General features: G+C 42.9%; 35 protein-coding genes and 1 pseudogene. 2 read left to right on the top strand and 34 right to left on the bottom strand.

The window, feature by feature from the left end:
- Positions 1–353 precede the first annotated feature (353 nt).
- The 13 genes and pseudogenes from ACJJIM_RS07285 to ACJJIM_RS07225 all read right to left on the bottom strand — a co-directional run bounded on the left by ACJJIM_RS07285 (position 354) and on the right by ACJJIM_RS07225 (position 9,459).
- Positions 354–599: a hypothetical protein gene (locus tag ACJJIM_RS07285; protein WP_444912822.1), complete on the bottom strand. Its 246-nt coding sequence runs from the start codon at positions 597–599 to the stop codon at positions 354–356.
- 168 nt (positions 600–767) lie between these two features.
- Complete coding sequence (locus ACJJIM_RS07280) at positions 768–1,355, bottom strand: GNAT family N-acetyltransferase (RefSeq protein WP_444912821.1); 588 nt, start codon at positions 1,353–1,355, stop codon at positions 768–770.
- A 675-nt stretch (positions 1,356–2,030) separates the two neighbouring features.
- Positions 2,031–2,264, bottom strand: a pseudogene (locus tag ACJJIM_RS07275) (transposase); the annotation flags it as partial.
- Positions 2,265–2,523: 259 nt separating this feature from the next.
- The gene (locus tag ACJJIM_RS07270; protein WP_413665459.1) at positions 2,524–3,318 is read right to left on the bottom strand and encodes a sulfotransferase family protein; all 795 of its coding nucleotides are present in this window, start codon (positions 3,316–3,318) and stop codon (positions 2,524–2,526) included.
- 1,265 nt (positions 3,319–4,583) lie between these two features.
- Positions 4,584–5,135 carry an NMCC_0638 family (lipo)protein gene (locus ACJJIM_RS07265; RefSeq protein ID WP_444912820.1) on the bottom strand — a complete coding sequence of 184 codons (552 nt, stop codon included), beginning with the start codon at positions 5,133–5,135 and terminating at the stop codon, positions 4,584–4,586.
- Between the two features lie 529 nt (positions 5,136–5,664).
- On the bottom strand, positions 5,665–5,928 hold the full coding sequence (locus ACJJIM_RS07260) for a hypothetical protein (RefSeq protein ID WP_444912819.1): 264 nt from the start codon (positions 5,926–5,928) through the stop codon (positions 5,665–5,667).
- A 50-nt stretch (positions 5,929–5,978) separates the two neighbouring features.
- Positions 5,979–6,308 (bottom strand): transposase, encoded by a 330-nt coding sequence (locus ACJJIM_RS07255; RefSeq protein WP_444912818.1) that lies wholly within the window; start codon positions 6,306–6,308, stop codon positions 5,979–5,981.
- Between the two features lie 9 nt (positions 6,309–6,317).
- Positions 6,318–6,821 (bottom strand): DDE-type integrase/transposase/recombinase, encoded by a 504-nt coding sequence (locus ACJJIM_RS07250; RefSeq protein ID WP_413665858.1) that lies wholly within the window; start codon positions 6,819–6,821, stop codon positions 6,318–6,320.
- Positions 6,822–6,832: 11 nt separating this feature from the next.
- The gene (locus ACJJIM_RS07245; protein ID WP_444895975.1) at positions 6,833–7,141 is read right to left on the bottom strand and encodes a transposase; all 309 of its coding nucleotides are present in this window, start codon (positions 7,139–7,141) and stop codon (positions 6,833–6,835) included.
- Positions 7,142–7,277: 136 nt separating this feature from the next.
- Entirely contained in the window at positions 7,278–7,679 is a 402-nt protein-coding gene (locus ACJJIM_RS07240; protein WP_413665453.1) for a hypothetical protein, read from the bottom strand.
- A 93-nt stretch (positions 7,680–7,772) separates the two neighbouring features.
- A complete protein-coding gene (locus tag ACJJIM_RS07235) occupies positions 7,773–8,240 on the bottom strand; it encodes a hypothetical protein (RefSeq protein WP_444912817.1) in 468 nt (155 codons plus the stop codon).
- Positions 8,241–8,322: 82 nt separating this feature from the next.
- Positions 8,323–8,874 carry a hypothetical protein gene (locus ACJJIM_RS07230; protein ID WP_444912816.1) on the bottom strand — a complete coding sequence of 184 codons (552 nt, stop codon included), beginning with the start codon at positions 8,872–8,874 and terminating at the stop codon, positions 8,323–8,325.
- A 123-nt stretch (positions 8,875–8,997) separates the two neighbouring features.
- The gene (locus tag ACJJIM_RS07225) at positions 8,998–9,459 is read right to left on the bottom strand and encodes a hypothetical protein (RefSeq protein ID WP_413665452.1); all 462 of its coding nucleotides are present in this window, start codon (positions 9,457–9,459) and stop codon (positions 8,998–9,000) included.
- A 1,222-nt stretch (positions 9,460–10,681) separates the two neighbouring features.
- Here ACJJIM_RS07225 and ACJJIM_RS07220 point away from each other — a divergent pair.
- Positions 10,682–11,038, top strand: a complete 357-nt coding sequence (locus ACJJIM_RS07220; protein ID WP_444912815.1) for a hypothetical protein — start codon at positions 10,682–10,684, stop codon at positions 11,036–11,038.
- Positions 11,039–11,044: 6 nt separating this feature from the next.
- The gene (locus ACJJIM_RS07215) at positions 11,045–11,518 is read left to right on the top strand and encodes a hypothetical protein (RefSeq protein ID WP_413665450.1); all 474 of its coding nucleotides are present in this window, start codon (positions 11,045–11,047) and stop codon (positions 11,516–11,518) included.
- A gap of 627 nt (positions 11,519–12,145) precedes the next feature.
- On the opposite strand, the gene ACJJIM_RS07210 is transcribed toward ACJJIM_RS07215, so the two are convergent.
- From ACJJIM_RS07210 to ACJJIM_RS07110, 21 genes are all read right to left on the bottom strand, one after another.
- Positions 12,146–13,027, bottom strand: coding sequence for a DUF6414 family protein (locus tag ACJJIM_RS07210; RefSeq protein WP_413665449.1), 882 nt, complete (start codon positions 13,025–13,027; stop codon positions 12,146–12,148).
- 87 nt (positions 13,028–13,114) lie between these two features.
- Entirely contained in the window at positions 13,115–13,717 is a 603-nt protein-coding gene (locus ACJJIM_RS07205) for a hypothetical protein (RefSeq protein WP_413665448.1), read from the bottom strand.
- A gap of 145 nt (positions 13,718–13,862) precedes the next feature.
- A complete protein-coding gene (locus tag ACJJIM_RS07200; protein WP_413665447.1) occupies positions 13,863–14,249 on the bottom strand; it encodes a hypothetical protein in 387 nt (128 codons plus the stop codon).
- Positions 14,250–14,352: 103 nt separating this feature from the next.
- Positions 14,353–14,685, bottom strand: coding sequence for a hypothetical protein (locus ACJJIM_RS07195; protein WP_413665446.1), 333 nt, complete (start codon positions 14,683–14,685; stop codon positions 14,353–14,355).
- Between the two features lie 89 nt (positions 14,686–14,774).
- Positions 14,775–15,986: a hypothetical protein gene (locus ACJJIM_RS07190; RefSeq protein WP_413665445.1), complete on the bottom strand. Its 1,212-nt coding sequence runs from the start codon at positions 15,984–15,986 to the stop codon at positions 14,775–14,777.
- Positions 15,987–16,089: 103 nt separating this feature from the next.
- The gene (locus tag ACJJIM_RS07185) at positions 16,090–16,602 is read right to left on the bottom strand and encodes a hypothetical protein (protein WP_413665444.1); all 513 of its coding nucleotides are present in this window, start codon (positions 16,600–16,602) and stop codon (positions 16,090–16,092) included.
- A gap of 55 nt (positions 16,603–16,657) precedes the next feature.
- A complete protein-coding gene (locus tag ACJJIM_RS07180; RefSeq protein WP_413665443.1) occupies positions 16,658–16,921 on the bottom strand; it encodes a hypothetical protein in 264 nt (87 codons plus the stop codon).
- A gap of 81 nt (positions 16,922–17,002) precedes the next feature.
- Positions 17,003–17,392, bottom strand: coding sequence for a hypothetical protein (locus ACJJIM_RS07175; RefSeq protein ID WP_413665442.1), 390 nt, complete (start codon positions 17,390–17,392; stop codon positions 17,003–17,005).
- Positions 17,393–17,497: 105 nt separating this feature from the next.
- Entirely contained in the window at positions 17,498–17,782 is a 285-nt protein-coding gene (locus tag ACJJIM_RS07170) for a hypothetical protein (protein ID WP_413665441.1), read from the bottom strand.
- A 104-nt stretch (positions 17,783–17,886) separates the two neighbouring features.
- Positions 17,887–18,279 (bottom strand): contact-dependent growth inhibition system immunity protein, encoded by a 393-nt coding sequence (locus tag ACJJIM_RS07165; RefSeq protein WP_444912814.1) that lies wholly within the window; start codon positions 18,277–18,279, stop codon positions 17,887–17,889.
- Between the two features lie 79 nt (positions 18,280–18,358).
- Entirely contained in the window at positions 18,359–18,706 is a 348-nt protein-coding gene (locus ACJJIM_RS07160) for a hypothetical protein (RefSeq protein ID WP_413665439.1), read from the bottom strand.
- Positions 18,707–18,822: 116 nt separating this feature from the next.
- Positions 18,823–19,164 (bottom strand): hypothetical protein, encoded by a 342-nt coding sequence (locus ACJJIM_RS07155; RefSeq protein ID WP_413665438.1) that lies wholly within the window; start codon positions 19,162–19,164, stop codon positions 18,823–18,825.
- Positions 19,165–19,258: 94 nt separating this feature from the next.
- Positions 19,259–19,564, bottom strand: a complete 306-nt coding sequence (locus ACJJIM_RS07150) for a hypothetical protein (RefSeq protein WP_413665437.1) — start codon at positions 19,562–19,564, stop codon at positions 19,259–19,261.
- A 160-nt stretch (positions 19,565–19,724) separates the two neighbouring features.
- On the bottom strand, positions 19,725–19,979 hold the full coding sequence (locus tag ACJJIM_RS07145; RefSeq protein WP_444912813.1) for a hypothetical protein: 255 nt from the start codon (positions 19,977–19,979) through the stop codon (positions 19,725–19,727).
- Between the two features lie 101 nt (positions 19,980–20,080).
- Positions 20,081–20,473 carry a contact-dependent growth inhibition system immunity protein gene (locus ACJJIM_RS07140; protein WP_413665435.1) on the bottom strand — a complete coding sequence of 131 codons (393 nt, stop codon included), beginning with the start codon at positions 20,471–20,473 and terminating at the stop codon, positions 20,081–20,083.
- A gap of 116 nt (positions 20,474–20,589) precedes the next feature.
- Positions 20,590–21,036 (bottom strand): SMI1/KNR4 family protein, encoded by a 447-nt coding sequence (locus tag ACJJIM_RS07135; RefSeq protein WP_413665434.1) that lies wholly within the window; start codon positions 21,034–21,036, stop codon positions 20,590–20,592.
- Between the two features lie 25 nt (positions 21,037–21,061).
- Positions 21,062–21,508 carry a hypothetical protein gene (locus tag ACJJIM_RS07130; RefSeq protein WP_444912812.1) on the bottom strand — a complete coding sequence of 149 codons (447 nt, stop codon included), beginning with the start codon at positions 21,506–21,508 and terminating at the stop codon, positions 21,062–21,064.
- A 20-nt stretch (positions 21,509–21,528) separates the two neighbouring features.
- Complete coding sequence (locus tag ACJJIM_RS07125; RefSeq protein ID WP_413665432.1) at positions 21,529–21,891, bottom strand: hypothetical protein; 363 nt, start codon at positions 21,889–21,891, stop codon at positions 21,529–21,531.
- A gap of 115 nt (positions 21,892–22,006) precedes the next feature.
- Complete coding sequence (locus ACJJIM_RS07120; protein WP_444912811.1) at positions 22,007–22,309, bottom strand: hypothetical protein; 303 nt, start codon at positions 22,307–22,309, stop codon at positions 22,007–22,009.
- A gap of 150 nt (positions 22,310–22,459) precedes the next feature.
- Positions 22,460–22,843, bottom strand: coding sequence for a hypothetical protein (locus ACJJIM_RS07115; protein WP_413665430.1), 384 nt, complete (start codon positions 22,841–22,843; stop codon positions 22,460–22,462).
- A gap of 111 nt (positions 22,844–22,954) precedes the next feature.
- Complete coding sequence (locus ACJJIM_RS07110; protein WP_413665429.1) at positions 22,955–23,185, bottom strand: DUF3658 domain-containing protein; 231 nt, start codon at positions 23,183–23,185, stop codon at positions 22,955–22,957.
- Positions 23,186–23,625: the final 440 nt, after the last annotated feature.

Genomic DNA, 23,625 nt, shown 5'->3' with positions numbered 1-23,625 from the left:
CGATCTGAACAACAAACTACCCCCTCAAAGGGAGTAAAAATAATTAGCGAGAAGAGCTTTATGAGCGACAGCCTCATACTTTAGTGCCATCCCTGGCAGCACAATGTACTGCTAAACGAAGCCATAAAGGTGAAAATATTACATACACATCTGAAAGGCTCTGGAAGAATCGCTTATAGCAATTTCCAGAAATAAGCCAACCAACAGTGGATTGGATTCAGCTTAATCAAGAAATATTATCTTTCGAGTGCGGGCAGCGTTAAATCTAGGAAAAATAATTTCACTCTAACTTGCAATACTTAACATCTTTTCGACACACCACAACTTTTATACCAACTTAAAATAACAAACATTTAAAATGTTCTTCCAAGAGCTGTGTACCAATTTTTACCTGCAAGCATCTTACCCGCCTCCATTAGGTACTGAACATCTTTAGTATCTATATATTTCTGACAAATATTGCCTATTTCACTATTTTTCAATTTGTCTGAAAGCTTATCCCAATCACTTGGGTCATTGTGAACCAGGGAGTAAAAAGCAAATGCTATTGTTCGCCAGTCTTCTCTATTATCTATTAGCTGATCAAGGCTCTTTTTCATGAATAATTCTCTTAGTAAATACTAAAATCATGTGCAGATTTAACTATAGCGATAATTATCTTCACATTTTTTACTCGCTAATATCACCGTAAACGGCGAAGCACACTATGCCGAACACAGTGCGCCCAGAGGCATGGAACACTCTTTATAGGTATCGCAATCAAATTTTTATAATTCACACACCATCAATATACAACCTCCATCATGTGGAATTAGCTTATGTGGCTCCAATTTAATACTCTTAATACTAGTAAAACCACTGTGTTTATAAAGATTGATAGCCGCTGGATTATCAGAAAATACGATAAGACTTAGTTCACTGTAGCCTTCACAAATAGCTTTGCTCTTCGTTCGCTTCAGTAAAGCTTTGCCAATGCCCGTGCCCCTGTATTTTTCATCAACGCCCATAGCATCCAGAAAATAACTCCCCTCAACCCTGCTGGAATAGAATTCACGGAACCTCTCTAAGCGATCCGCCGGCAGAAAATTTATCAGCTCATCAGTTATACAGTGGAACTGCGCGGGATATGAAAGTGCCATGCCGACAATTTCATGATCAGATTCTGCAACAATGCAGCTACGGAACGTATATGGATATTTATCTTGCTTTAATCCATCAGATAATAATTGCATAGCTGACATGCCAGGCACTAGACCATGAAATAGGTATTCCACCACTCCCCCGGAGGCCATATAGTCAAGCTCTGCAATACGGTGGCTATCATCCTTTTTTCCTTGCCTGTATTTCATAATCATCCCATATCCTAAGACATTATTCTTAGATACATATTCAACCGATCCGATAAGCCGAGCTTGATAGGCCCGGCAAAGGCCGAAAGATTTTACCAATAATCTTTATCCCAACAGTTAGCCTGAAGACTCATATTCAGCTTGCACTGGCTTTCGGACAAAAGATCCTAGTATTTCTACGGTCAATATTGCCCCCCTGTCATAGTGAACTATTAGTCCAGGCTCTATTTGTCGTCGCTCTAGAGCCATATTCAATGTTCGACATGTCAATTCATCAGTCATCTGCGAGTCAATGCCCAACCTACAATACGTCGATCCACATCAAAGCAACACTTAAGTATGTTGGCGGCGACATTAATGCTCCCCTCTACGGACTGGCTATATTGAAAGCCTTTGCCGTTTCTTGCCTTAATATACTCCTGATGCATAAGCTTAGCGACGTAGTTCCGTGAGCATGGCTCACCTAACTCTGAAGCTCGCAAGCGATTCTAGGTGCGCCATAACGGCCTTTAAGCTCAGTAAACGTCTCTCGGATTTTCTTGATTGTTCGTATCTTTCTAATCGTTCGAGCAGACGGCAACCGCCTCCGCCATCGATAATAACCCGATCTTGAGACTTCTAAACACCAACACATCAAGCTAACCGGGAATGACCCTACATGCTCTTGTATCAGTGCGTACTTTACTCTTGGTGGTTCGCAAAGTACGCAGCTGCCTTTTTTAGAAGCTCAACCTCCTGACGAGCTTCATGCAGCTCCTTCTTGAGCCTGGGAACTTCAGCGCTTTCTTGTTTGGAATAGTCAACACCGTCTAAACTATTGAACTGCTTATCAGATAGTCGATTAAATTGGCGACGCCAGTTGTAGATCTGCTGTGCGCTGACGCCTAGCTCTCGCGCCGCAAAAGCCGTTGTTGCTCCAGGCTTTTTGCTCTCTTAACTGCTTCTCTGCGGAACTCCTCCGTATACGCCTGAGCTCTTTTCTTACCTATGATACACCTCCGTGTTAGGCCTAAACCTAATATACAGGGTGTCTACTAAACGTGGGGAAGTCTTGCCCTTTACGCCCCATGATTTGGCAAAGAATTAACTTTAGATGTTTGTGATACAAGAAAAGAAATAAATAATATGACCCCACAGAATACTATGGGGTTATATTGACCCAAAATAGCTTATTCTAGCTTCGCAACTCATAACCAAAATAATTTAACAGCCCGCCCTCTGGCTTTAGCCTTTGACTGATATAGTCAATTTCGCTACCCGTTAATAAAGATATTTGCCGTTCATTCTGGTTTGATATTGGCTGTGGCTTATAGTCCTTAACTTTTAAGTTGGCATTGGGATCGATCGAATCTGTTACGCCATCAGGTACTGCTAGCTTATCAATGATTAAAAGTGGTTCTCGGCAAAACTCTTCATACGTTACAAGAGGAGCATTAAGAGATGAAATTAATTCTTTTATTTTTACACTTCTCATGACCCATGCCGATGTTAATTTATCTAGAATAACTTTGCGCTCATCCTGACCAAGATTGTCCGTATCATGATGACGATAAAGAATACTTGCACAGTTAGCATAAGGATCCCGGTTATTCGCTATAAACGAATAGCTCTTAAATTGAGAAGCTATTTGTTTCATTCTCATCATATTTGGAGGAGACTTTTCTATGACCACCTCAATATTTTGGGTAAGCTTCTTAATAGCTTGATACTTATTTAACCAAGTCGCCTTTACAGATAAGTAATTTATATCCTTATCTGCGTTCCACCTATCTTTCTCGCACATACCGGGGATCAGCCATTGCCCTTCCCCCCGGGGTTGCAAGATCATTGTTTTATGGCTTGTATTTATTAAATTCGCTAGTGCAGTTGAACCAGAATAAGGTGGAGTTATAATAAACAGAAAATGTGGTTGGTCATTCTCATCAAATTTCGGTATTGGCCATTTATCTTGTTTAGATTGGAAGCTCATCTGTATCCTTATTTATCTTTTGCGACTATTGTCAGCACAGCAATTCTGTGAACCGCTCTAGATCGGTTAGATAGCAGCTACTATCGATATCTTATTTTGAATATGGTAGTAACTAGATTACTGCATTGTACCACATTCAAGAATGTTCTCTTATCCCTCTTTCTATCAACACCCTATAATAAGTGGGCTTTAGCAGAAGGATATACTCTCAATTTGATCTTACATTGATCAGATTGAGCAAAAAATACGCAGCGTCAGTGTGAGGAGCTCTACGGCAGTTTTCTTGTGGGCTTATAATATGATTGCGCTTACTCGTTTACTGTTTACAACTACCTATAATTGATGCAACCATCTATCTATTCGCATCAAATGTAGCTTGTTATCCTTCTTTAAGGCGCCCCTACCGATAGCCTTAAGCAATTTCTTTTTACTTCAGGATCAACTTGGTATTAGTTCACGTATAACTTTCAAAACTGAAGACAAAAATCAAATGTCGGCTGTAAAGATCCGTGAGAATAAAGGTATCTCATCCCAGTAATACTCAGGTAGCGGCCGAGCTTGTCTACATTATGCCTCAACAGTAAATATTGATTAGCTGTTGATTTCCATAATCTGCCAAGGCTTGGACAAGTGGCATAACTATTTGCGACTATAAATAGCTATTGCACTCACAATCGAATAATGCTGAGCTCATAAATTTTCACGAAAAATTCTTCATAAAATTTGCAACACTAAAAATGGTATCCTGTGGTTAACATTCTCTATAGCGCAAAAGCGCGGAAATAGGCCCCCACCTGCTGGAAATAAAACTATAGAAATCAAATGATCCCAGAAATTATAGCTATACCGTTTATACTGTAGTTTCCAAACCAATATTCCAGATTTTTGCTCTTTCAGGTACGCTTCCGAGTTTTTTTGAAAATTATTCTCCTTTTTTAATTTTTCAGCCAGCTTTCTTAGGCGTTTTATTTCTTTATTATCAGCCTAATGCTGAGGTCTCGTTGTCTTCGCCATACTTATTCTACGACTGGGTTTCTCAACCAGCTTACCTTCTCTGCTTTCCTGTCGCCATCTACACACTATTAATAGATGCAGGCCAATGATGTTGGCGAAAGTAGTCGCATCTACTTTCAGTTGAGTATTCAACAACACATATTTCACTCAATATTTTCGATATTTTTTCTTATCCTATTCAAAAGGTAGGCGCCTACTCAATGGGGGAAAGTTTCCAGAGGTCCAGCCGTAGGCGTTCATTGACCAACTTGTTAGGCTTGCGATCTATCATAAGACATTATTGCTACAAGTTTAGAGTTGGGTTGGGTAGAAAGAGTTATAACCCATTGCTCTATTAATTTGGCTCCACGAAATATCTTGTATGAAGTGGTTTCCAGTGGGCCAGATTTAGAAACGATTTCTTTTTTATAGCTGAAGCCTGACCCTTCAGGAGGTAACCATGCATCCAGGCTGGCCATAAGTTTCTCTGGGCTACCTTGATGAATAAAGACTGAACACAACCCTCTATCTTGAGCAGCAATAGCGAAATTGCCATGCTCATTTTTAGAAACCCAAGCTTTTCCTTTGTGGCCTTGTAGATATTGGTTAGCGAGCCCCCTTTTAGCTTCGGTGAACCCCATTTCTTTGGCTTGGCTTTCTACTTTGGCAGGCTGAGCATGAGTAACAACACAGGCACCCATATAAAGTTGAATTGGATATGACTTGCGAAGAGCCAATGATTCAGCACTATCTTGAGATGCTTGCGATACGGAAGAGATAATAGAGATCAAAAGAGCTGCGAAATATTTCATCATCTCTCTCATGTTTTAGAGCCTAACGCCCCGCACAGGGGCAGACAAATAAGCGTAACGTTTTGGCTGCCCCAGCGGTCGAAGGAAGCGATTGCTGCGGCTTGTTATAAGTCATTTATAGAAATTGTAGCACCACAATGTATGCAACCTACCCTACCTGAAAACCAGTGGAACACAACAGACGACCAGCTTTTGTGTATAGAGGCAGGATGAACTCCTTGCGTACCCTGAATGGTTAAACACTTGTTGCAATTCGGGCAACGCACCCAAAGCGCCAATACAAAATGAATAATTGCAAACAAGAAAAAACCGCCAAAGATCAAATAGTAGATGGGCATCTCATAAGTAACGTCGAAGTAACCAAGAACAAAGGATAAAATCATACCTCCAAGAAACAACCAAGCTATATATGTGGCTATTGCATTCAGCTTTCCGAGCACAAAACTCTCCAAGATTAATAACGCTCGTAGCACGAGCAAAATTGAAGCGCAGTACCAACTTTGTCGGTGTGCCTACGCTTGTTAAGTATTTGGCACATTGTTTAGTTACTACCTCCATCACCGCCACAATCGTCTGATGAATACTCACCGGGCTCTCTGTCCGCATAAGCATCACTTTTGGTACTAAACATTTCAGGAAACGATAATAGAACGAGTGGTATACCGACACCAAACCCCAAGAAAATTATAGGTACTCGCCACCTGACTTCTTCTCCTGTTTTGAATTGTTCTGCAACGTCTATTACTCCAGAGATGAAGAGAATGAATGCCAATATGAAAAATATTCCTCTAGTTACAGATTGCATATTCACCTCCTTTAAACACTGGTCTTGCCCACAAAAAGTAGACACTCTAACTATGCGTATTTTCGTTCATACTCTGCTGGACTTACATAGCCCAATGCAGAGTGCCAACGAACCCTATTGTAGAAAATCTCAATGTATTCAAACACCTCAGATTTTGCTTGCTCTTCGCTTTCGAATGTTACGGCATAGACCAGCTCGACTTTTAGCCTGCTAAAGAATGATTCCATTGCCGCATTATCCCAACAGTTAGCCTGGCGACTCATACTCGGCTTGCACTTGCTTTCGGACAAGAGATCCTGGTATTTCTGCGATCGATATTGCACACCCCTGTCAGAGCGAACTAGCGGTCCAGGCTTTATTGGTTGTCGCTCTAGGGCCATTTTCAATGCTCAACGTGTCAATTCATCGGTCATCTGAGAGTCAAATGCCCAACCTACAATACGTCGAGAGTACAGATCCATAACTACCGCGAGGTATAGCCACCTCTCCAGAACCCAGATATACGTAATATCACTAGTCCAGCGGCAATTGGGTCGATCCATATCAAAGCAACGTTTAAGTAAGTTGGCGGAAACGTTAATGCTCCCCTCTACGGGCTGACTATATCGAAAGCCTTTGCCGTTTCTCGCTTTAATATGCTCCTGTTGCATAAGCTTAGCGACGTAGTTCCACGAGCATGGCTCACCTAACTCTTGAAGCTCGCAAGCAATTCTAGGCGCGCCATAACGACCTTTAAATTCAACAAACGTCTCTCGGATTTTCTCGATTGTTCGTATCTTTCTAATCGTGCGAGCAGATGGCAACCGCCCCCGCCATCGATAATAACCCGATCTTGAGACTTCTAAACACCGACACATCAAGCTAACCGGGAATGACCCTACATGCTCTTGTATCAGTGCGTACTTTACTCTTGGTGGTTCGCAAAGTACGCAGCTGCCTTTTTTAGAAACTCAACCTCCTGACGAGCTTCATGCAGCTCCTTCTTGAGCTTGCGAACTTCAGCGCTTTCTTGTTTGGAATAGTCAACACCGTCTAAACTATTGAACTGCTTATCAGACAGTCGATTAAATTGACGACGCCAGTTGTAGATCTGCTGTGCGCTGACGCCTAGCTCTCGCGCCACAGAAGCCGTTGTTGCTCCAGGCTTTTCCGCTCTCTTAACTGCTTCTCTGCGGAACTCCTCCGTATACGCCTGAGTTCTTTTCTTACCCATGATACACCTCCGTGTTAAGCTTAAACCTGACTATACAGGGTGTCTACTAAACGTGGGTAAGTCTTAGCTCTAACGCCAAGCTCACCCGTGGAGACGCGACAGCGCCGGAGTCGGGTGCAGCGCCTGGTTATGAGCTTTATTTAATGTCAACAATTTTAGGCTCATCGTCATATATCAACTCTATACATGATGAAGACCATTCACCATTGCGCTTAGTTACCTTCACAGAGTGAATCACATTCGGCTCTATAAGGCTCTGAACAACAAGCATCTCTGATGAATCAGGATAAATAGCATGCTGCGTGATGCTGCCCCTTTTACCGTACTCAATTTTGTTTGAATAGTTTGGAGTTTTGACACTTAAATAGGAAACGCTGTCATTATCGACATTGATATGTTCCCTGTGATCCAGATATCGTTCAACACCATCTTTCTCGTAAGTCTCGCCATGCTCTAGCTCGTCATAGAACCTATCAAATGGGATTTGAACCATCTTGCATGTCGGATCTTGAAAGGTTTGGAAAGTGATCTCAATCATTCTCGATGCCCTAGCGCATAACGCAGCAAGCAAAGGTGAGCGACAGCGAGTCCAGCACCGAAGGTGCGATTTTGCCTTGCCTTGTTAACCATTTTACTCTGAGCAACCTTTGTATTTAGAGCGATTTAAAGAGTTGTTGATTAGCTCTACTAATTTTACTTTTACATCCTCAGGCGCTCGGTGGTCTATATTGGCAGATTCAGTGAAATATTTTCCACTGATTTTCAAATTCATACCCTCACAGTGAGGACAAACTTCAAATGAATTTGAATCTAGCTCTTCTATCTGTATTTTAAGATCGTTTTTTCTTAACACAGAATAAAGCTTATAGACCTTCCCATTCAGCTCATCAAAGGAGCCTTCTAGCTTTAACTTTACTACTAGCTCTTTATCATTTGGGCAAAGCTCAACAACCTTAATACTACCAAATTCATCTATATACACCTGGTCAGGCAACCTCGACCGCCAAGACTCAATAAATATATATTCAACTGGAACTGCTGTTTCAGCAACCGTGAGACTTGAAAATGTTATTAGAATTACGAGAAATATTTTGTTCATATCTTTTTTGGGTTAACGCCGCCAAAAGCGGCCGAGCGTAGCGAGGTCCAGCCAGCTTTGCTGGCGATGCTGCTTGGCTTTGTTATACGCTGACATTGGTTTGTATTCCCTTGCTTTTGGTAAAGACTAGAAACTCATACAGAGATTCATTATCAAAAGCCTTGGCGGCAAAGTCTAGTTTAAACGGCTTGCCTGATACAGGAATAAAATTAAGCCTAGATGCCACTTGATCTTGGATAGCTCCATGGCCAGCAGAAAGCTTCTCTGCCTTGTTTGCACTTTGGCCAATATTGATTTCGCGTATTGTGCTTACAGGAACCTCAATATCTAGAGATTTCCATCCGGCTTTGCCTTTGACCCTTAATATCTCATTGATAATTGACAACTGATAAGACGAAAGTGATTTTGTTAACCAACTAAGATAGAGATAGCCAGACAATACAAGAAGACCACCACCTATAACCCAGCCAATTTGCCTTGCCAAAGCTTCATCGATGCCAAATATATTTTTAAGAAGATACATGATTAACAAGACAAAAATCATTCCGTAGAACACAAGCGACACCAGTGCAAGAGGAAGCCAGCAAAGAAATGACTTTAGAATTTTCCTCTTACTATTACGCCTTACTTCCACTACTTCTCCGATTGCGTATAACGCCTTTGTCATTTGCGTTTTGGTTGTAGTGGAGTTTTGGCGTACAATGGCGAAGCCACGCCAAAACGGAGCGTAGACCAAAACGTCAAATGGACAAACTTGTTATGCGTGTCGAAGACGGCAGAGATCACGAAAGCCTACAAAGAGTAAAAATAGACTAAGCAAACCAACTGCACTTGGAAATACAACCCTACCAGATAAAGATTGAAACTTACTCAATACGTTAACGTTACCGATGTTCAAGGAAACCAATTGGTTGCTACTGTCGAATGCTTGATAGTAGCTAATTGCTACCTCCGAACCCTTAACTATGGATTTAGACACATCTTCACTCCAAAACCCTGCATAGCGGAACTGCTTACCGTCTATAGATACCAACACAGTATCGCTACCCTTACCTCCAGGCCTCAGACGCGCGCTCTCAACTATTCCATGAGTTGATTCTATATCTTCAGATAGCGGAAAGTCTGCTAGTAAAAAAATACTCAATGATAGAAACAATCCGCCAACGAGAATTGCAGCCCATCCAATGAAAGTTGAAGGATTATCTAGTCGTTCAATCATTCTTACGTATAACGCCCGCAACAGGGGCGACCAACGCCATGCACGTTTTGTGCGAAACCGGAAGCGCAGCGACCCGCACAAAATGTGCATGGCGTTGGGCGTCCCGCGGAGGCCCGAAGGGCCGTAGCAAACTGCTTGCGCTTGTTAGGCATTCGCTCGCTTCATCCGAAACAGTTGCCATAACTTTAATCCGCCCACTGCAAACATCACGTTTAAAGCGAGCGTTACTGCCAGACTAGAGACAGTTATACAACCAGACGCCCCACCTAGATACCAAAGCATTGCGATAGGCCAGGGAATAACGGCAGCGGCACCACAAATTAAAGTGCTCGGCAAAAACCAAACTGCAACTAGAAACACTCGAAGTCGGTTATGGTTTCGTCTACCTAACTCCCACCAAAATACATACCCTAAAATCAACCAAATACAGTACAAAACATACAACCCAGACTGTATTGCGTACGCACCAATAGCTACAGGATATATAAGCAGGCCAACTAAATAAACTATGAGAATTTCCGCCAAACTTCCCCCCAATGCCTAACAGCTATATAGTAATCATTCTGACCACTACTATCCTGATTGTTATCTCAGAATCAATTTCTACGCCAAAGCCTAAATTTTTATTTAAAACCATAGACTTAAAGCATCCTGATACGTCCGTACAAACTGGAAAAACGATCACTTTGACTACTATCTCAATTTTAACGCTAGTCCGTAACCCCTTTATTTCATTATTGTTTTTGGGCTTATCTTCTTGTTCTCCAATATCACGGTCAATATGATCGTAAATCCCTAAGCTATCACTCGCCAACTTTTACAGGCTGGTATTGGTTGGGGAGTGGTTAAGGTAGCCAGCGTGCCTCTGAATCACTCTGTAATATCTCTGCGGATCTTGAAGGCTAAAGATGTTAGGAGCAGTTCGCTGCGAATGGATGTAGCTCTTTACAAGCGTGAAAGCGGCCGTTTCTGGACACCCATAAAAGGTAGAGCTTAAGGCGTCACAGCTATTGACACAATACGGAAATCACAATAAAAAAACTGGATATTAAAACAGTTAAATCCATACCCGATGACCCAGCCTCGCCGCTCACAGATCTCACTTGATGCGACTCCGTACTATCACTGCGTCTCCCGCTGTGTACGCAGGGCGTTTCTTTGTGGAAGAGATGCTCTATTGGGGAGGGATTATGAGCACCGGCGCCAGTGGATTGAGACTGGGATGCAAAAGCTAGCTGCTATCTTTTCGTTGGATATCGCTGCCTACGCGGTAATGAGTAATCACTACCATGTGGTGCTCTATATTGATGCTAAAACGGCCAGAACTTGGTCTGATACTGAGGTCATTTTCCGCTGGCAGGAGCTATTTAAAGCTTCTAATTTGGCTCAGCGCTTTCTTCAGGGTGCCTCTCTGGAATGCAGTGAAAAGAACAAGCTTAAAGAGCTGATCGATCTGTGGCGAGAGCGATTAATGGATATCAGTTGGTTTATGCGCTGCCTAAACGAATCTATTGCTCGCCAAGCCAATGCAGAAGGCCGCTGTACTGGCCGTTTCTGGGAGGGCCGTTGCAAGTCTTAGGCGCTATTGGATGAAAGAGCCTTGGTTGCCTGCATGGCCTATGTCGATCTCAATCCTATCCGTGCCGATATTGCAAAAACCCCGGAGGACTCCGATCACACGTCCATTCAGCAGCGTGTTCGTGCTGTGATCTCAGGTGAGCAGCCCAAAGAGCTACTACCATTTGTGGGCGGCAAGCGCCTTAATATGCCGAAAGGGTTGCCCTTCCAATTGGATCACTATTTGGCGTTAGTAGACTGGAGTGGCCGGCATTTAGACCCCAAAAAGCGCGGTGCCATTTCTCAAAACGCTCCCCCTATCCTTGAGCGGTTGGAAATCTCAGCAAAACACTGGCTCTATCTTAATCGGAACTTTGAAAGCCGCTTTAAAGGCCTGGTGGGATCAGCAGAGGCCGTACGGCAGGCCTGTATTCGGCTCAATAAACACTGGGTACATGGCATAGGCGACTGCCAGCGTTTCCTATCTGCAATGCCCCACTAATTCCCTCCCAACCTTTCGATACTATTCCTTCTGGTTTGGCCAAAATCACGCAACTTTCAAACCTAAAACATAATTTTTCAGTATTTCACCTTGCCCTATACCTGATCAGGAGAAATGGCTGTCAAGGTGGAAGGCCTATACTATTTCCGATGTCATATTTCAATCTGTGGGTGTCCTAGTGTTGTTTAGTCGTGTATTGAAAGTTCACGTTCTTATCTGGAGAGATCTGTTTAGCTAACTGCTGTCTGCGTGGCCGCTAAGTCATAATTAGGCTCAACCCGCTAGCCCCGATTCAGCAAAACACTGGCTCTATCTCAATCGGAACTTTGAAAGCCGCTTTAAAGGCCTGGTGGGATCAGCAGAGGCCGTACGGCAAGCCTGTATTCAGCTCAATAAACGCTGGGTACATGGTATAGGCGACTGTCAACGTTTTCTTTCGGCAAGCCCTTCCTAATTCCCACCCCGCCTTTCGATACTATTCCTTCCGGCTTGGCCAAAATCACGCAATTTTTAAACCTAAAGCATAATTTTTCAGTATTTCACCTTGCTAGGAGAAATGGCCGTCAAGGTAGAAGGCTTGTACTATTTCCTGCGTCATTTTTCAATCTGTGGGTGTCCTAGTCTTGTTTATGCATAAATGGCAATTGGTAGAACCTGAATAGCAGGCCCATCAATCTCCATTTTTAATTCAGGGATGTCAAAGCCTTGCTTACTCCCCAGAGAACTCAGGTGTGTCATAGCTTGAAGCATTACTTCAGAAGGCATCTTGCTTAGTGCCGTTTTTCTAAGCAGATTGATAGAGTCAGATGAATCATCCACGCTTTTTACGACCTTCCCAATTATTTTAAACTGACCATCTACTAAGTCTGACATTAACGGATCATTTAAGAATCCTGTTTCTACTGTTACTACTGCGGTGTATGCACCCTTCAAGCTTGTTGAACTAAGATCAATAGTACTTCCCGCCTTGAGGGCACCAGAGAAGCGAACCATTTGCTGCCTGATTTTCTTGTACTCTGATTGCTCACTTGAGTTACGATTCCCTTTTTTTGGTTGGGGTTTATCCTCAAACGCCTCCGCAATATCCATCATTTCAGCAAAGCTATCTATGGTCTCTACAATTGGATTTCTTTTGAGAAATCCTTCAAATTCCACAAATTCACCAGCTTTAGGAAGTTCTTCCTCAGTTTCTTTGAGATATCCCTTTTCTAAAAGAAGATTCCTTAATTGAAAAAAGAGAGATGCTGGAGTGTGAACCCTCTCCTGTGATGATGTATTTGATCCTTCTGAACCTATAGTTTTTTCTTTTGAGCCAGAAAGATCTATTTTCAGAAGTGTGGAGAACGCTTCACTCAAACCAAAACCAGCAGATACCTTTTCACCGTCAATATTCCTATTAGACGAGGATTCAGTAACAGTGGTCACCGTACTAATTCCTCCCTGTAGCATTGCCAACAAATCAAAAACTAGTTTTTGATTGAGATATACAGGGACTATCAATCTATCCATGATGCTTCCTTTGATGCATAACGCCGCCAGCAGGGGACGAAAAACCAGAGTGAAGCGGCGGTTTTTTGGTCCCTCTGGCTGGATTTATTAGCCATTTACCAGGCCACAAAAACTTTTTTCACTCGTATTAAGGTGATCAAGATTAGAGTTTTTCTCAACAAACTCCTTGATCTGATCACAATCTTTAAAGAAAGGCATTAGGTTCTTAAATCTAATTCTCTTTTCCATTTCAATGCCTCTTACTTTGTAATGCTCAATATCAACCTCACCTTCGTCATCTGTGACAAGATCAAATGGCTTGTCATGTACTATATAATTCCGGAGGTCAGCTAGGCTATCCGCGGTTTTTAATAACGCTGATATATCCGTTCGGTCATCATCAAGAACAACCAGTTTTTTCGCTAATTCAGATTTGGCGCTGATTCCTTTTTTAATCTTTCCAGTAATCTGGCCTGGGTGCTCAATTGCTAGAATTGCTACCATTTTATTATTGAGGTTTTCAGCGATAGCGTGATTTATAAGTGACTCAAGAGCAACAACCGACCACGCCATGAGCATACCAACTAGACTTGACTCCTTTTGGACATCATCCATAAGCGAAATATCAATATTCAGCTTTCCATCCTTCTTGATAATCTGAACATCATCACCTTGGGTAATCTCATTGTATTTTGAGGCTACCTCAAGCATTAGCTCGATCCTGAGCCAATGGTCTTCTACTGAACTATAAATCACAGAAAATTCTCATATATGGCTAACGCCCACATCAAAGGCCGACCGAAAGGGAGATCCAGCGCAATGAGGTGGAGCGTTTTTTGATGTGTTTGTTATGCATTTACCGAACTCCACGTTCTCTTAGAATCATGTGAATTTCTTTAAGTGCTGCTAACTGCCTTTGCTCGAACTCTGTTGTTTGGTCAGATTGAGCAAAAGTAGAAAATCCAGTTATTGCACCAACCGCACCTAGGAGAGTTGAGGCAATACTGTGCCCGCCATTGAATTGATACCAAACGTATGCCGCTACACAAAGGGTGGCAGAAAACAGAATAAATTTAAGGAATGCACCATTTTTTCTAGAGCGCTCCTTTTCTAGAACCTCTTGGCGATGGCGTTCTTCGTGGATTAACTCCTCATTTGAGCAATGAATCAGCAGCTTGTGCTCATTAGAGTTATCGTTAATAACGACATCACCATTGATGTCGCCAGAATTAAAATCTCTCACTTAATTCTCCATGTGTGATGCATTACGCTCACAATAACTGGCCGGAGCGAAGCGGAGGTCCGGCGGAAGCCACAAAGTGGCTGGAGCGAAGTTAATTGCCTTGTTATATTTCGTTCTCTTCACAGTAGCCGGCGATCTCAAGAACCAATTTTTCAGCGCGGCAATTCTTCGCAACGAATATTAAACCAGACCATGTATCCCACTCAATACTAAGTTTCATTCCTCGCTTATAGAAAGTCTGAAATGATTCGTCAGGTCCAAACACAGTTACTGAAATAGGAACTAACCCGAACTCTTTAGCGATCCGTTTCTTAGCTGGATTGTATTGCTCATACCAGCGATCTTCAATTTCATATGTCAGTTCGCCAGAAAAGTTTCTCAGGAGAACTCCTTTTTCGAATTTCTTTATGATTTCAGTTCGGTCTTTGTCGTTCATGGCGAAGAAATATAACGCCTCAATAACCGGCGCAGCTTAGCTGCGTCCGGCGACTGAAAGGAGTGAAGTTAATTGACTTGTTACATGCTTTATAAACCAAGCTTGTTCTCCATCGACAGAACATAAGAATATGGATTAGTTCTAATATCTCTTCTTTCTTGCATATACATTAGACTTCGAATTCCAATTGAAACGCCTGTGCCTGCCAATATAGCGGTAGTGCTTAAACCGCTAGCTAACGTAGTTCCGAGAATCGATGCCATTCCGCTTATGGTGAAATCACTTAAAACGTAGTTAACTTTCGCTCCCTTTAGTTGTGATTTTAAGCCCTTAATCTGTGGCTTTACTTTATCGGTATAAGCAACTTTTACTTGTTGGCGAAGTGCTTGAATATCTTCCACATCATCGCAATCTAGAACAGATTGGGTTATGCCTTGTAGTGCCCCTCGGAAAGCAGCTAGCTCATCTGAATGATTTGCCCTAAAGTTAAGAAGCTTGTCAATACGAACCGAGCCAGGGATGTATATACTTTCTATTGCAAGCTCAGCCAGCATTCCATCAACAAAATGCCTTGGCTCAGCTCTATACGGCTGCTGAAATCCTCTTTCTCTTTCAGGCAAGAAATAGAATATGTCTGCGCCACATGCAGGGCACTCGCCAGTATTTTTGATAGATTCTTGAGTGAATCTATCAAAGACTTCTTTGCATTTTGGACATTTAATAAATGTCTTATTTCTATTCGGCGAATAACCATCAACAGATAGTTTTGTGTTGAATTGATTATATATCTGGGAGTCGGCAACAGTAGAAAGATTATTCCGTTTCGCAATTCTATTTGCTAGTGCAGACATATAATATGCAGAAAATCTACTATCCATGCTCACAAAGCCATCATCATCAATTCTTGCAGAACCAATGGTATCCATCAAAAGATGGCTCATTTTACTTGAGTGTACCCGGCTATATCCTAACCTTAAGCTTCTTTGAAGTTGATGCGATAGTTTACTAGGATGGATTCTTGAATACTCATCACCGGAGGTCAGAACTCGCATGCCTTCTGGTGTAGATAAATATTGCATCGCTATATCTGAAGCTTCAATTACCTCTCGTGAAGAAGGAGTGACCTCAAAAGGCCTTAATATTCTCTCTTGCTCAAGAAGAGTGGCCACTTCGTTTTGATATGGAGACTGCATTCTGAAAGGAACAATTGTATTAATTTCGTCCCAATACAAAATAGCGGTCTTAACCCATGAATCGTCATGAATATCTATCCAAGGATAATATAAGGTTTTGTTAAACATCTATATGACATTCCTTTGGCATGTAACTCCTGCAGCACGGGCCGGAGCCGCAACGCGGCGGAGGTCCAGCAAATGCTTGCATTTGTGATCGTGCCTGCTCTTGTTAACTTTTTGGTGCACGATAGACCTTTCCACTCTCTAGAGCTACCGAGACAATCCCCTCAACTGTTTCGAGGCGCACATCGTAATTGGAAACATTTGTAATGGAACCCCATTGATAATGTGAAACTGTTGGCTCCAGCGATTCTAAATTGTGGAAGAGTTGCTTAAGAGTAATGGCATGTTGCAACTTACCATTTAAGTAGATGGATAACATTACTTGGTTAGGTGTTACTGATTTTGGAACAAGATTTAGCCCAGGGTAACCCACCACTACGTACTCACCACTTGGAGAAATATGGAAGGACCTGTGCCAGCCACTTATTTTGTATATTTCCTTAGTTTCGAAATTACCCTCCACGCTGTACACCACAGTGTCTTTCGCAGGCTCCAAATAAGCACAATAAGTAACGAAGATGTTACATACCCTCTTTGCTTTGGGAACTGGCAAAGGGCTATCGGCATGAGAACTAAAACTCAGGAATATCAGTAAAATTGTGGCAGTGACTTTATTCATAGTGAAAGTTAACGCTTTTAGCACCTGCGCCTTAGGCGTCTGGTGCCTAAATTTGTTATGTGTATATCTCCGATAGTAGATCTTGTGCAATTTTGTAATAGATTTCGAATTCTGCTGTTGCTTGATTTTCTTCCATGAACTGTAGCGCTCGCTCTTTAAGTATAGGTATAGGCCCATAATTCCCCGAAAAATGGCAACCAACTATATTGTTCATCGTACTAACTAGTGAATATATTGGTGTATCTCTTCGAAGTGCTTTCGGCGGCAAATTATCCTGCCGGTTTAACTCTTTAGCAAAACTAATAATTCTGCTCGTCATATTATCTCCGACACATAACGCCTCAGGCACCAGCGCACGAAGTGCGTCTGGCCCGCGAAGCGGGCATAGTGCCCTAGCTGGTTATGTGTTTCTAATGTAATTAAATCGGAGAACATCTTTGTGCAATCCGTATGCTAATGAAGTAGAGCTATCTTCATTCTGGAAAAATTGAATCCAACCGTTGTTAATACCTGATTCCCAACTCGATAGCTCGCCATATCTTTGAAGATAAGCATTGAGCTTCTGTGTGATTCCGTCTTCTGATTCTCTACCCGAAGGGTCATTATACCAGCTGGCAATGACACGATTCTCTTTCTCGTAGAATCCACATTCATAGGAGGGTGAGCTTACCCTATAGAAGTTGTCTTCATCTTCTTTTTTTTCCAGAACATCTAAGCCTGTGGATCTAAGAATTCCCAATGCTTCTTCTAGCTCGATGTTCAGAGGTATATGAGGTGTTTTTATATTCATGATATCGATCTACACATAACGCCCGCAATAACCGGCCGGAGCGAAGCGGAGGTCCGCCGGAAGCCACGCAGTGGCTGGAGCGTAGTTAATTGCCTTGTTATGTGCCTAGCCATATTTTTGCCAAATTGCGGCTACATTTTGATATTGAGAGGGTAAATTAGCTTTAGCCTCTTGAATAGATGAGTATTCAGCATCTTGCTCAATTTCCCAATCAGAGTCACAGCTAAACCGGTAGAATTTTTCGCTATTGGAATATTTGCAAATTGCCAAACCAAATATTTCCGCAGCAACCTCTCCATTTTCAAAGAGCACAAATCCAAATGGCTTAGAATCTGACCAAGCCCACTCAATCACTCTTGCTCCATCAATTTCTTTAGGAGGATTGCTCATGACTATCCTTGCACATAACGCCAAGCGAATGGGCTGGCGCTGCGTAGCAGTGACAGTCCAGGCCAACTGGTTGGCCGAGCATTGCGCGCCTTGTTATGGCTCATTTATTGGTAAACCCGAGAGTTCAAAGGTGGAATAAGCTCTTCTGTGATTGTACCCATTATTATTTCTAATTCGCTTTTGATTTCTACGAGTTGGTTGTTGAACTCTGGATACTGCTGCCAAAAGTTATCAGGAACTGCAGCAATATTTGCCAGTAAATCTCCTTTGTACATGTCACCTTCGGCCAATGGTTTTACAGCAAGAATATCAAGAGCAACGGGAACCAGAAACCTTAAACCAATTTTTTGACCAATTAGTATGCGTAGGTTTTCGACCGAAAGTTCCGCTAAAGGAACTGACCATAAACGGTGACATTCAGCGGCTAGACTTGAGCCAAAGTCAGGCCTGCCCCATTTTTCTTTGTGTAGCTCTTCGAGAGATTTTGATAGATCCACGATAATCCTTTAAGGGCCATAACGCCCGCGTAATAGGCGCGAGCTTGCGAGCGTCCTAATTGACGCGCTTGTTAACTTTTTATCCCGTAAACCGCTCATTGGTTTGTGGATCATATAATGGGCACCCAAACTCTTTGCCAATATCTATGAATACGTTCATCCATTCTCCAGGCTCACCATAACAATCAATTCTTACATGCTGTGCACTTGAAGATACTTGAAAAGAGTTGCTTTCACCTTCCCAATCAAGAAATCCATTTCTTTCTTCAGTACCAGGAAACTCTTGAATGATCCTTTTATAAACGCTATCAATATCAATCTGACTAAGGCCGTTAACAGGTACGCCATCTGAGAGACTGCGATAAACCTCCAGAGGCTCTGCTTTAAAGCCTGCTGATTCACTCCAGAAATTTAAGTCGTAGCTCATAGCTTTCTCGTAAAGTTAACGACCACAGCACGGGCGGCCGGAGCGTAGCGTAGGCCGTCTCGCGAAGGACCGAAGGACCGAAGGACCGAAGGACCGTAGCAACGTGCCTGTGATTGTTAGCTGCCTTTGCGTAATTGCTCATTATATATTTCCTGTATTTCAGCATGGCCAACTACTCTTGAACCTTCTCGAATCTCTAGATTGGCGCCAGTCTCTAGGCATTTTGGGTATGCCTCTGGCGTGATGAATTTAACAAACGCTTGAGTGCGCCTATTAGGTTCCGCAATCCCTTCATCAACAAACCAATGAATTGTAGTCGTGAGGTAGTCTGTTTTAACCTTGTAATGAGGTCTGTATCCATTCTTTACGATGATATCTTTACCGGAAAAACATACCTGCACAAGGGCATCAGGCTCCCAGTCTGGATTTTCATTTCTATCGAATTTATCAGATATCACTTTTTTCTCTTACAACAGTTAACGCAGAGTGCAGGGGCGGCAGGAACGAAGTGTAAGCCGTCCCTGCGCGAAGCGCCCTTGCTGCCACGATTTGTTAAGTGCTACTTTTAGCACACTTGGTCTCCGATTTCCCAGGGTGGCTTGTAAATACTAGTTTACTACCAGAATAAACGAAGAAGCTCGCCCCTTTTTCTGTGTTTAATGTGAAAGTTCCATTTTCATCCGTTTTGGTTTCTCCAAGTTTGCCAGGCAAGTGAAAAGGAACCCATTCGTTTTCCCATGCTTCTGCTCTAGCAATCGGATTATCTTGGCAATCAGTTACCGTTCCGGTATAGGTTTGTGGTGTAGCGCAACCATTCAAAATTAATGTAAGTAAAGCAATTGCTACTGATGTCTTCATTCTCTCATGCACTTAACGCCCACAGCAGGGGCGGCTTAATTTGTGCGCGTTTTGCGCAAAAATGGGAGCGGAGCGACCTGCGCAAAAGGTGCACAAATTAAGCCGTCCCGCGGAGGCCCGAAGGGCCGTAGCAAACTGCCTGTGTTTGTTAAGGCCTCCACTAATCGCAGCCTGAGTCACCGAAACCAAAATCTATGCCACCACCGAAACCATCAGTTGACGATGGTACTCCTGTTTGCGCCGCTTTCTTTTTGCGCAATTCTTTCTCTACAGATTTTCGCTTATCTTCGATTAAAGATTTCTCCGACTCAGTAAATTTCTGATTCTCTAAAAGCTCAACACCACAATACATACATTTATCAAACCCAGTGTTCTGAGTCCGACGACCACATATATGGCACAAGCCTTTGTTCATGTTTACTTCCCTTAACACCAAGCGAATGGGCTCGCGCTGCGTAGCAGTGACAGTCCAGGCCAACTTGTTGGCCGAGCATTGCGCGCCTTGTTATGGCTCATTTATTGGTAAACCCGAGAGCTCAAAGGTGGAATAAGCTCTTCTGTGATTGTACCCATTATTATTTCTAATTCGCTTTTGATTTCTACGAGTTGGTTGTTGAACTCTGGATACTGCTGCCAAAAGTTATCAGGCACAACAGCAATATTTGCCAGTAAATCTCCTTTGTACATGTCACCTTCGGCCAATGGGTTTACTGCAAGAATATCAAGAGCAACGGGAACCAGAAACCTTAAACCAATTTTTTGACCAATTAGTATGCGTAGATTTTCGACCGAAAGTTCCGCTAAAGGAACTGACCATAAACGGCGACATTCAGCGGCTAGACTTGAGCCAAAGTCAGGCCTGCCCCATTTTTCTTTGTGTAGTTCTTCGAGAGATTTTGATAGATCCACGATAATCCTTTAAGGGCCATAACGCCGCCAACACGGGCCAAAATGGAGCAGCGAAGCTGCGGAATGTAGGTCCAGCCAGCTTTGCTGGCATTCGTGCTTGGCTTTGTTACGTGTTTTTAGCACTCGTATAGCTCCGCTAAAAATTGATTAAAAGATTTGGCCAACCTAGTCATATTATATTCCCAGGGCTCACCCTCATAGTTAGCCTCTTCATGGTCCCAATGGTAGACAGCTCCAAATTCCTCTGGCTTAAGTGACAAGCAATATACGTCACCGCCAGGACTCTCCCCAAAAGGTAAGTAATGGCCAAGGATCATATCTTTATATTCTTCAATATTTCTTGCCAAGTCATCATGTACGAGTTCTTTTCGGATCGCGTAAAGGTGACCTATAAAGTCAAAGTGCTCTCCGTTGACCTTGACTCCATCTGGAACTGGACGCCCACCATTGTATTGTTGTAAAAACTCAACATATTCGAGAGGAAAGTCTATAGAAAGGTCACTCTCTAGCGCCTTAATATCAGGCCGACTCAACTTTCCATATGAATCATTAACTTGAATCATCGTGACTCGCTCTTACACCTAACGCCTAAAGCACGGGCGCAGTTTTGCTGCGTCCAGTGCCTTTACTTGTTATGAGCCAGTCGCTGGTTGATTGCACGGTGTAACGCACACTCTTTAAAACCTTTTCGCCTTTACAGAGATAGTCGATAAAAACACCCATTGTGTGCTTGCTATCTGTAAAGTAACCAATTGCTTCTGGCTCTGATTTTGATGTAGGTAGCTCTGTTATATGAACCAGCAACTCCTCACTATTTTTACCAAGTAGAAAGGTGCCACTTCTAGATGCTGGACAACCAGAAGGACTTTCTTTTTGGCCTCTAAGCTCAAACATTATTGCTGGGCCTTCTGGCTTCACGCTTATATGAAAACCTAGTTTCGCGGCTAGCTCTGGTGTCAAAGAAACCTCTTTAGGCCCTCCACTTGCAGCAGCCAAGGATGACATTAAAGCTAGAATTATAAGAATGTACTTCATAGTTTAAAGCTCATAACGCCTCAATCAGCCGACGCTTTAGCGGTCGGCTGAATTGACTTGTTAGTGTGCTTAATTCCAAGCCCCACCCAAAACTCTGGAGGGTACTGAAGTTCAGGCTTTCCGACCCACCCATTAGTAACGGATAAAGTATAACCGCCTTTAACTCTGCCATACTTTACCGACTGCAAAGCAATTTGATCCCAGTCTCCAATGAACTGGATATCGTTTAATGTTTCTGGATACGAACCAGTACGTATATTATGAAGCTCGATTAAAGAAATCGCTGTTTTAAAGTGTTGATCTCCAAATTTTTGGTTTGCTTCTTTTTGGATTTCACAACCCGTAAACATGACTATACAAAAAGCTATTATTAATCTATTCATTTTAAAACCATAATTAACATTCTGTGCTGCACACTAACGCCCGTGAGTTGCGGCCGGAGCTGCGAAGCAGCGGAGGTCCAGGTGTAGCTTGCTACACCGATGCAACCTCACCTTGTTAAATTGCAATATCATTCTGTTCAAGAAAGACTATCAACTCATTAAATAAATCAGAATGGTCAGTAACTCCTACATTAGAGACAACTATATAGCTGCCTTCCTTCTTGAAGCCACTTGCATGCGAATACATTGTATTTACAACCTCATCTGGAGAGGAATCAATCAAGGAAAGGTCCTTATGTTCAACCAGTCCACAGACTAATGTAAATGCAATCGTTACTATATCGTACCTTCCGTCCAGATACTGTTGATATAAAAGGTCGATATCATTCTTATACTTTTCGAGAGAATCCACGGCCATTTCTTCTTTGCCATTTAACGCCGCCGGCAGGGGCAGCTTAACTTGTGCGCGTTTTGCGCGAAAATGGGAGCGTAGCGACCCGCGGAAAAGGTGCGCAAGGTAAGCTGTCCCGCGGAGGGCCGAAGGCCCGGAGCAAATTGCCCGGCCTTGTTAACTGAGGTCCTCGTATTGCGCAATGTGCCCTGCTCCAAACTCGCTCAAATTGGCCAAGTAAACATCTAAGGACGAGCAAATTTTTGAGAGACGGCCAAATGGATAGCGCTGATCTGACCATATACTTCCAGCTTCAGGTCCGCTAAATACGTAAATATGATACCCCTCGCAGCCTGTATTACAGATGCGAATAGCGCCGCTCAAGATTCCTTCACTTGTAGTAGAGCGCCCATCGAATGCACCTAAGACTTCAGCTGTATCAACTTCTTCAATCTCGTATGGCTGAAACCACTCTTCTTGTGGTGAGAGTTTGTAATATCCAACCATTTTTGGATCATTGAGCGCTTGAAACAGGCTTTTAGGAACACTTTCTTTCCACATATTCAGTTAACGCCTTGCTAAGGGGCAGCCGAAGTGCAGTGGAGGCTGTCCTGCGGAGGCCGCGCCTTTTGCGGTCGGAGTGAACTTGAGCAACTTGTTAGGTTTCTGTGACTATGGTGATGCAAGCTTAACCTCGCTAAATCTCCAGTTTGTAATTTCGCCTTGTGATTCAAGCTGACCAGACTGAACAAGGTAATAAATTCTTTTTGCGATCCTTTCTGCATCACAATTGTTGTCATCTAACCCTGTCTTATTTTGTGTCAGACCAATTATCATTGCCATCTTTCTCCAATTTTTGGTGGCTTGAGAAAGAATAACTTTGTCTATTTCCAAATCGTCCATTTTGGGAACCTAACGCCGCAAGCAACGGCCGAAATGTAGCGGCGAAGCCGCGGAATGTAGGTCCAGCCCACGTAGTGGGCGGTGTTGCCTTGCTTTGTTAAGCATGATGGCCTCTCTTATAAAATGCATAGGCACACAAAGCCAGCCCTACGGAATATACTAAATCAAAAGACATTACGGAAATAGCAGTGTAAGTGGGTGAGCTAGATAATAAATCAGGGTAAGTAGCCCACAGCCACTCCGTTGTAGGAATTGCTAACATGCTAGGCAGTAGCATTATGGTGAGGCCAATGATAAACAACCCGGAGGAGGACGAGCTTTGCTTTAAGATGCTGTATCCGGCGACTATCGCAACCAGAAGAGACGGCCAGGTAGAAAGCAAAGTCATTGTAATTATTTCGTGGATTCCCACTCGATCCCTCGTAATGCTTAACATTTAT

Source organism: Microbulbifer maximicatervae (SeqCode), assembly GCF_052467615.1.
This window is presented reverse-complemented; position numbering and strand designations above follow the sequence as displayed.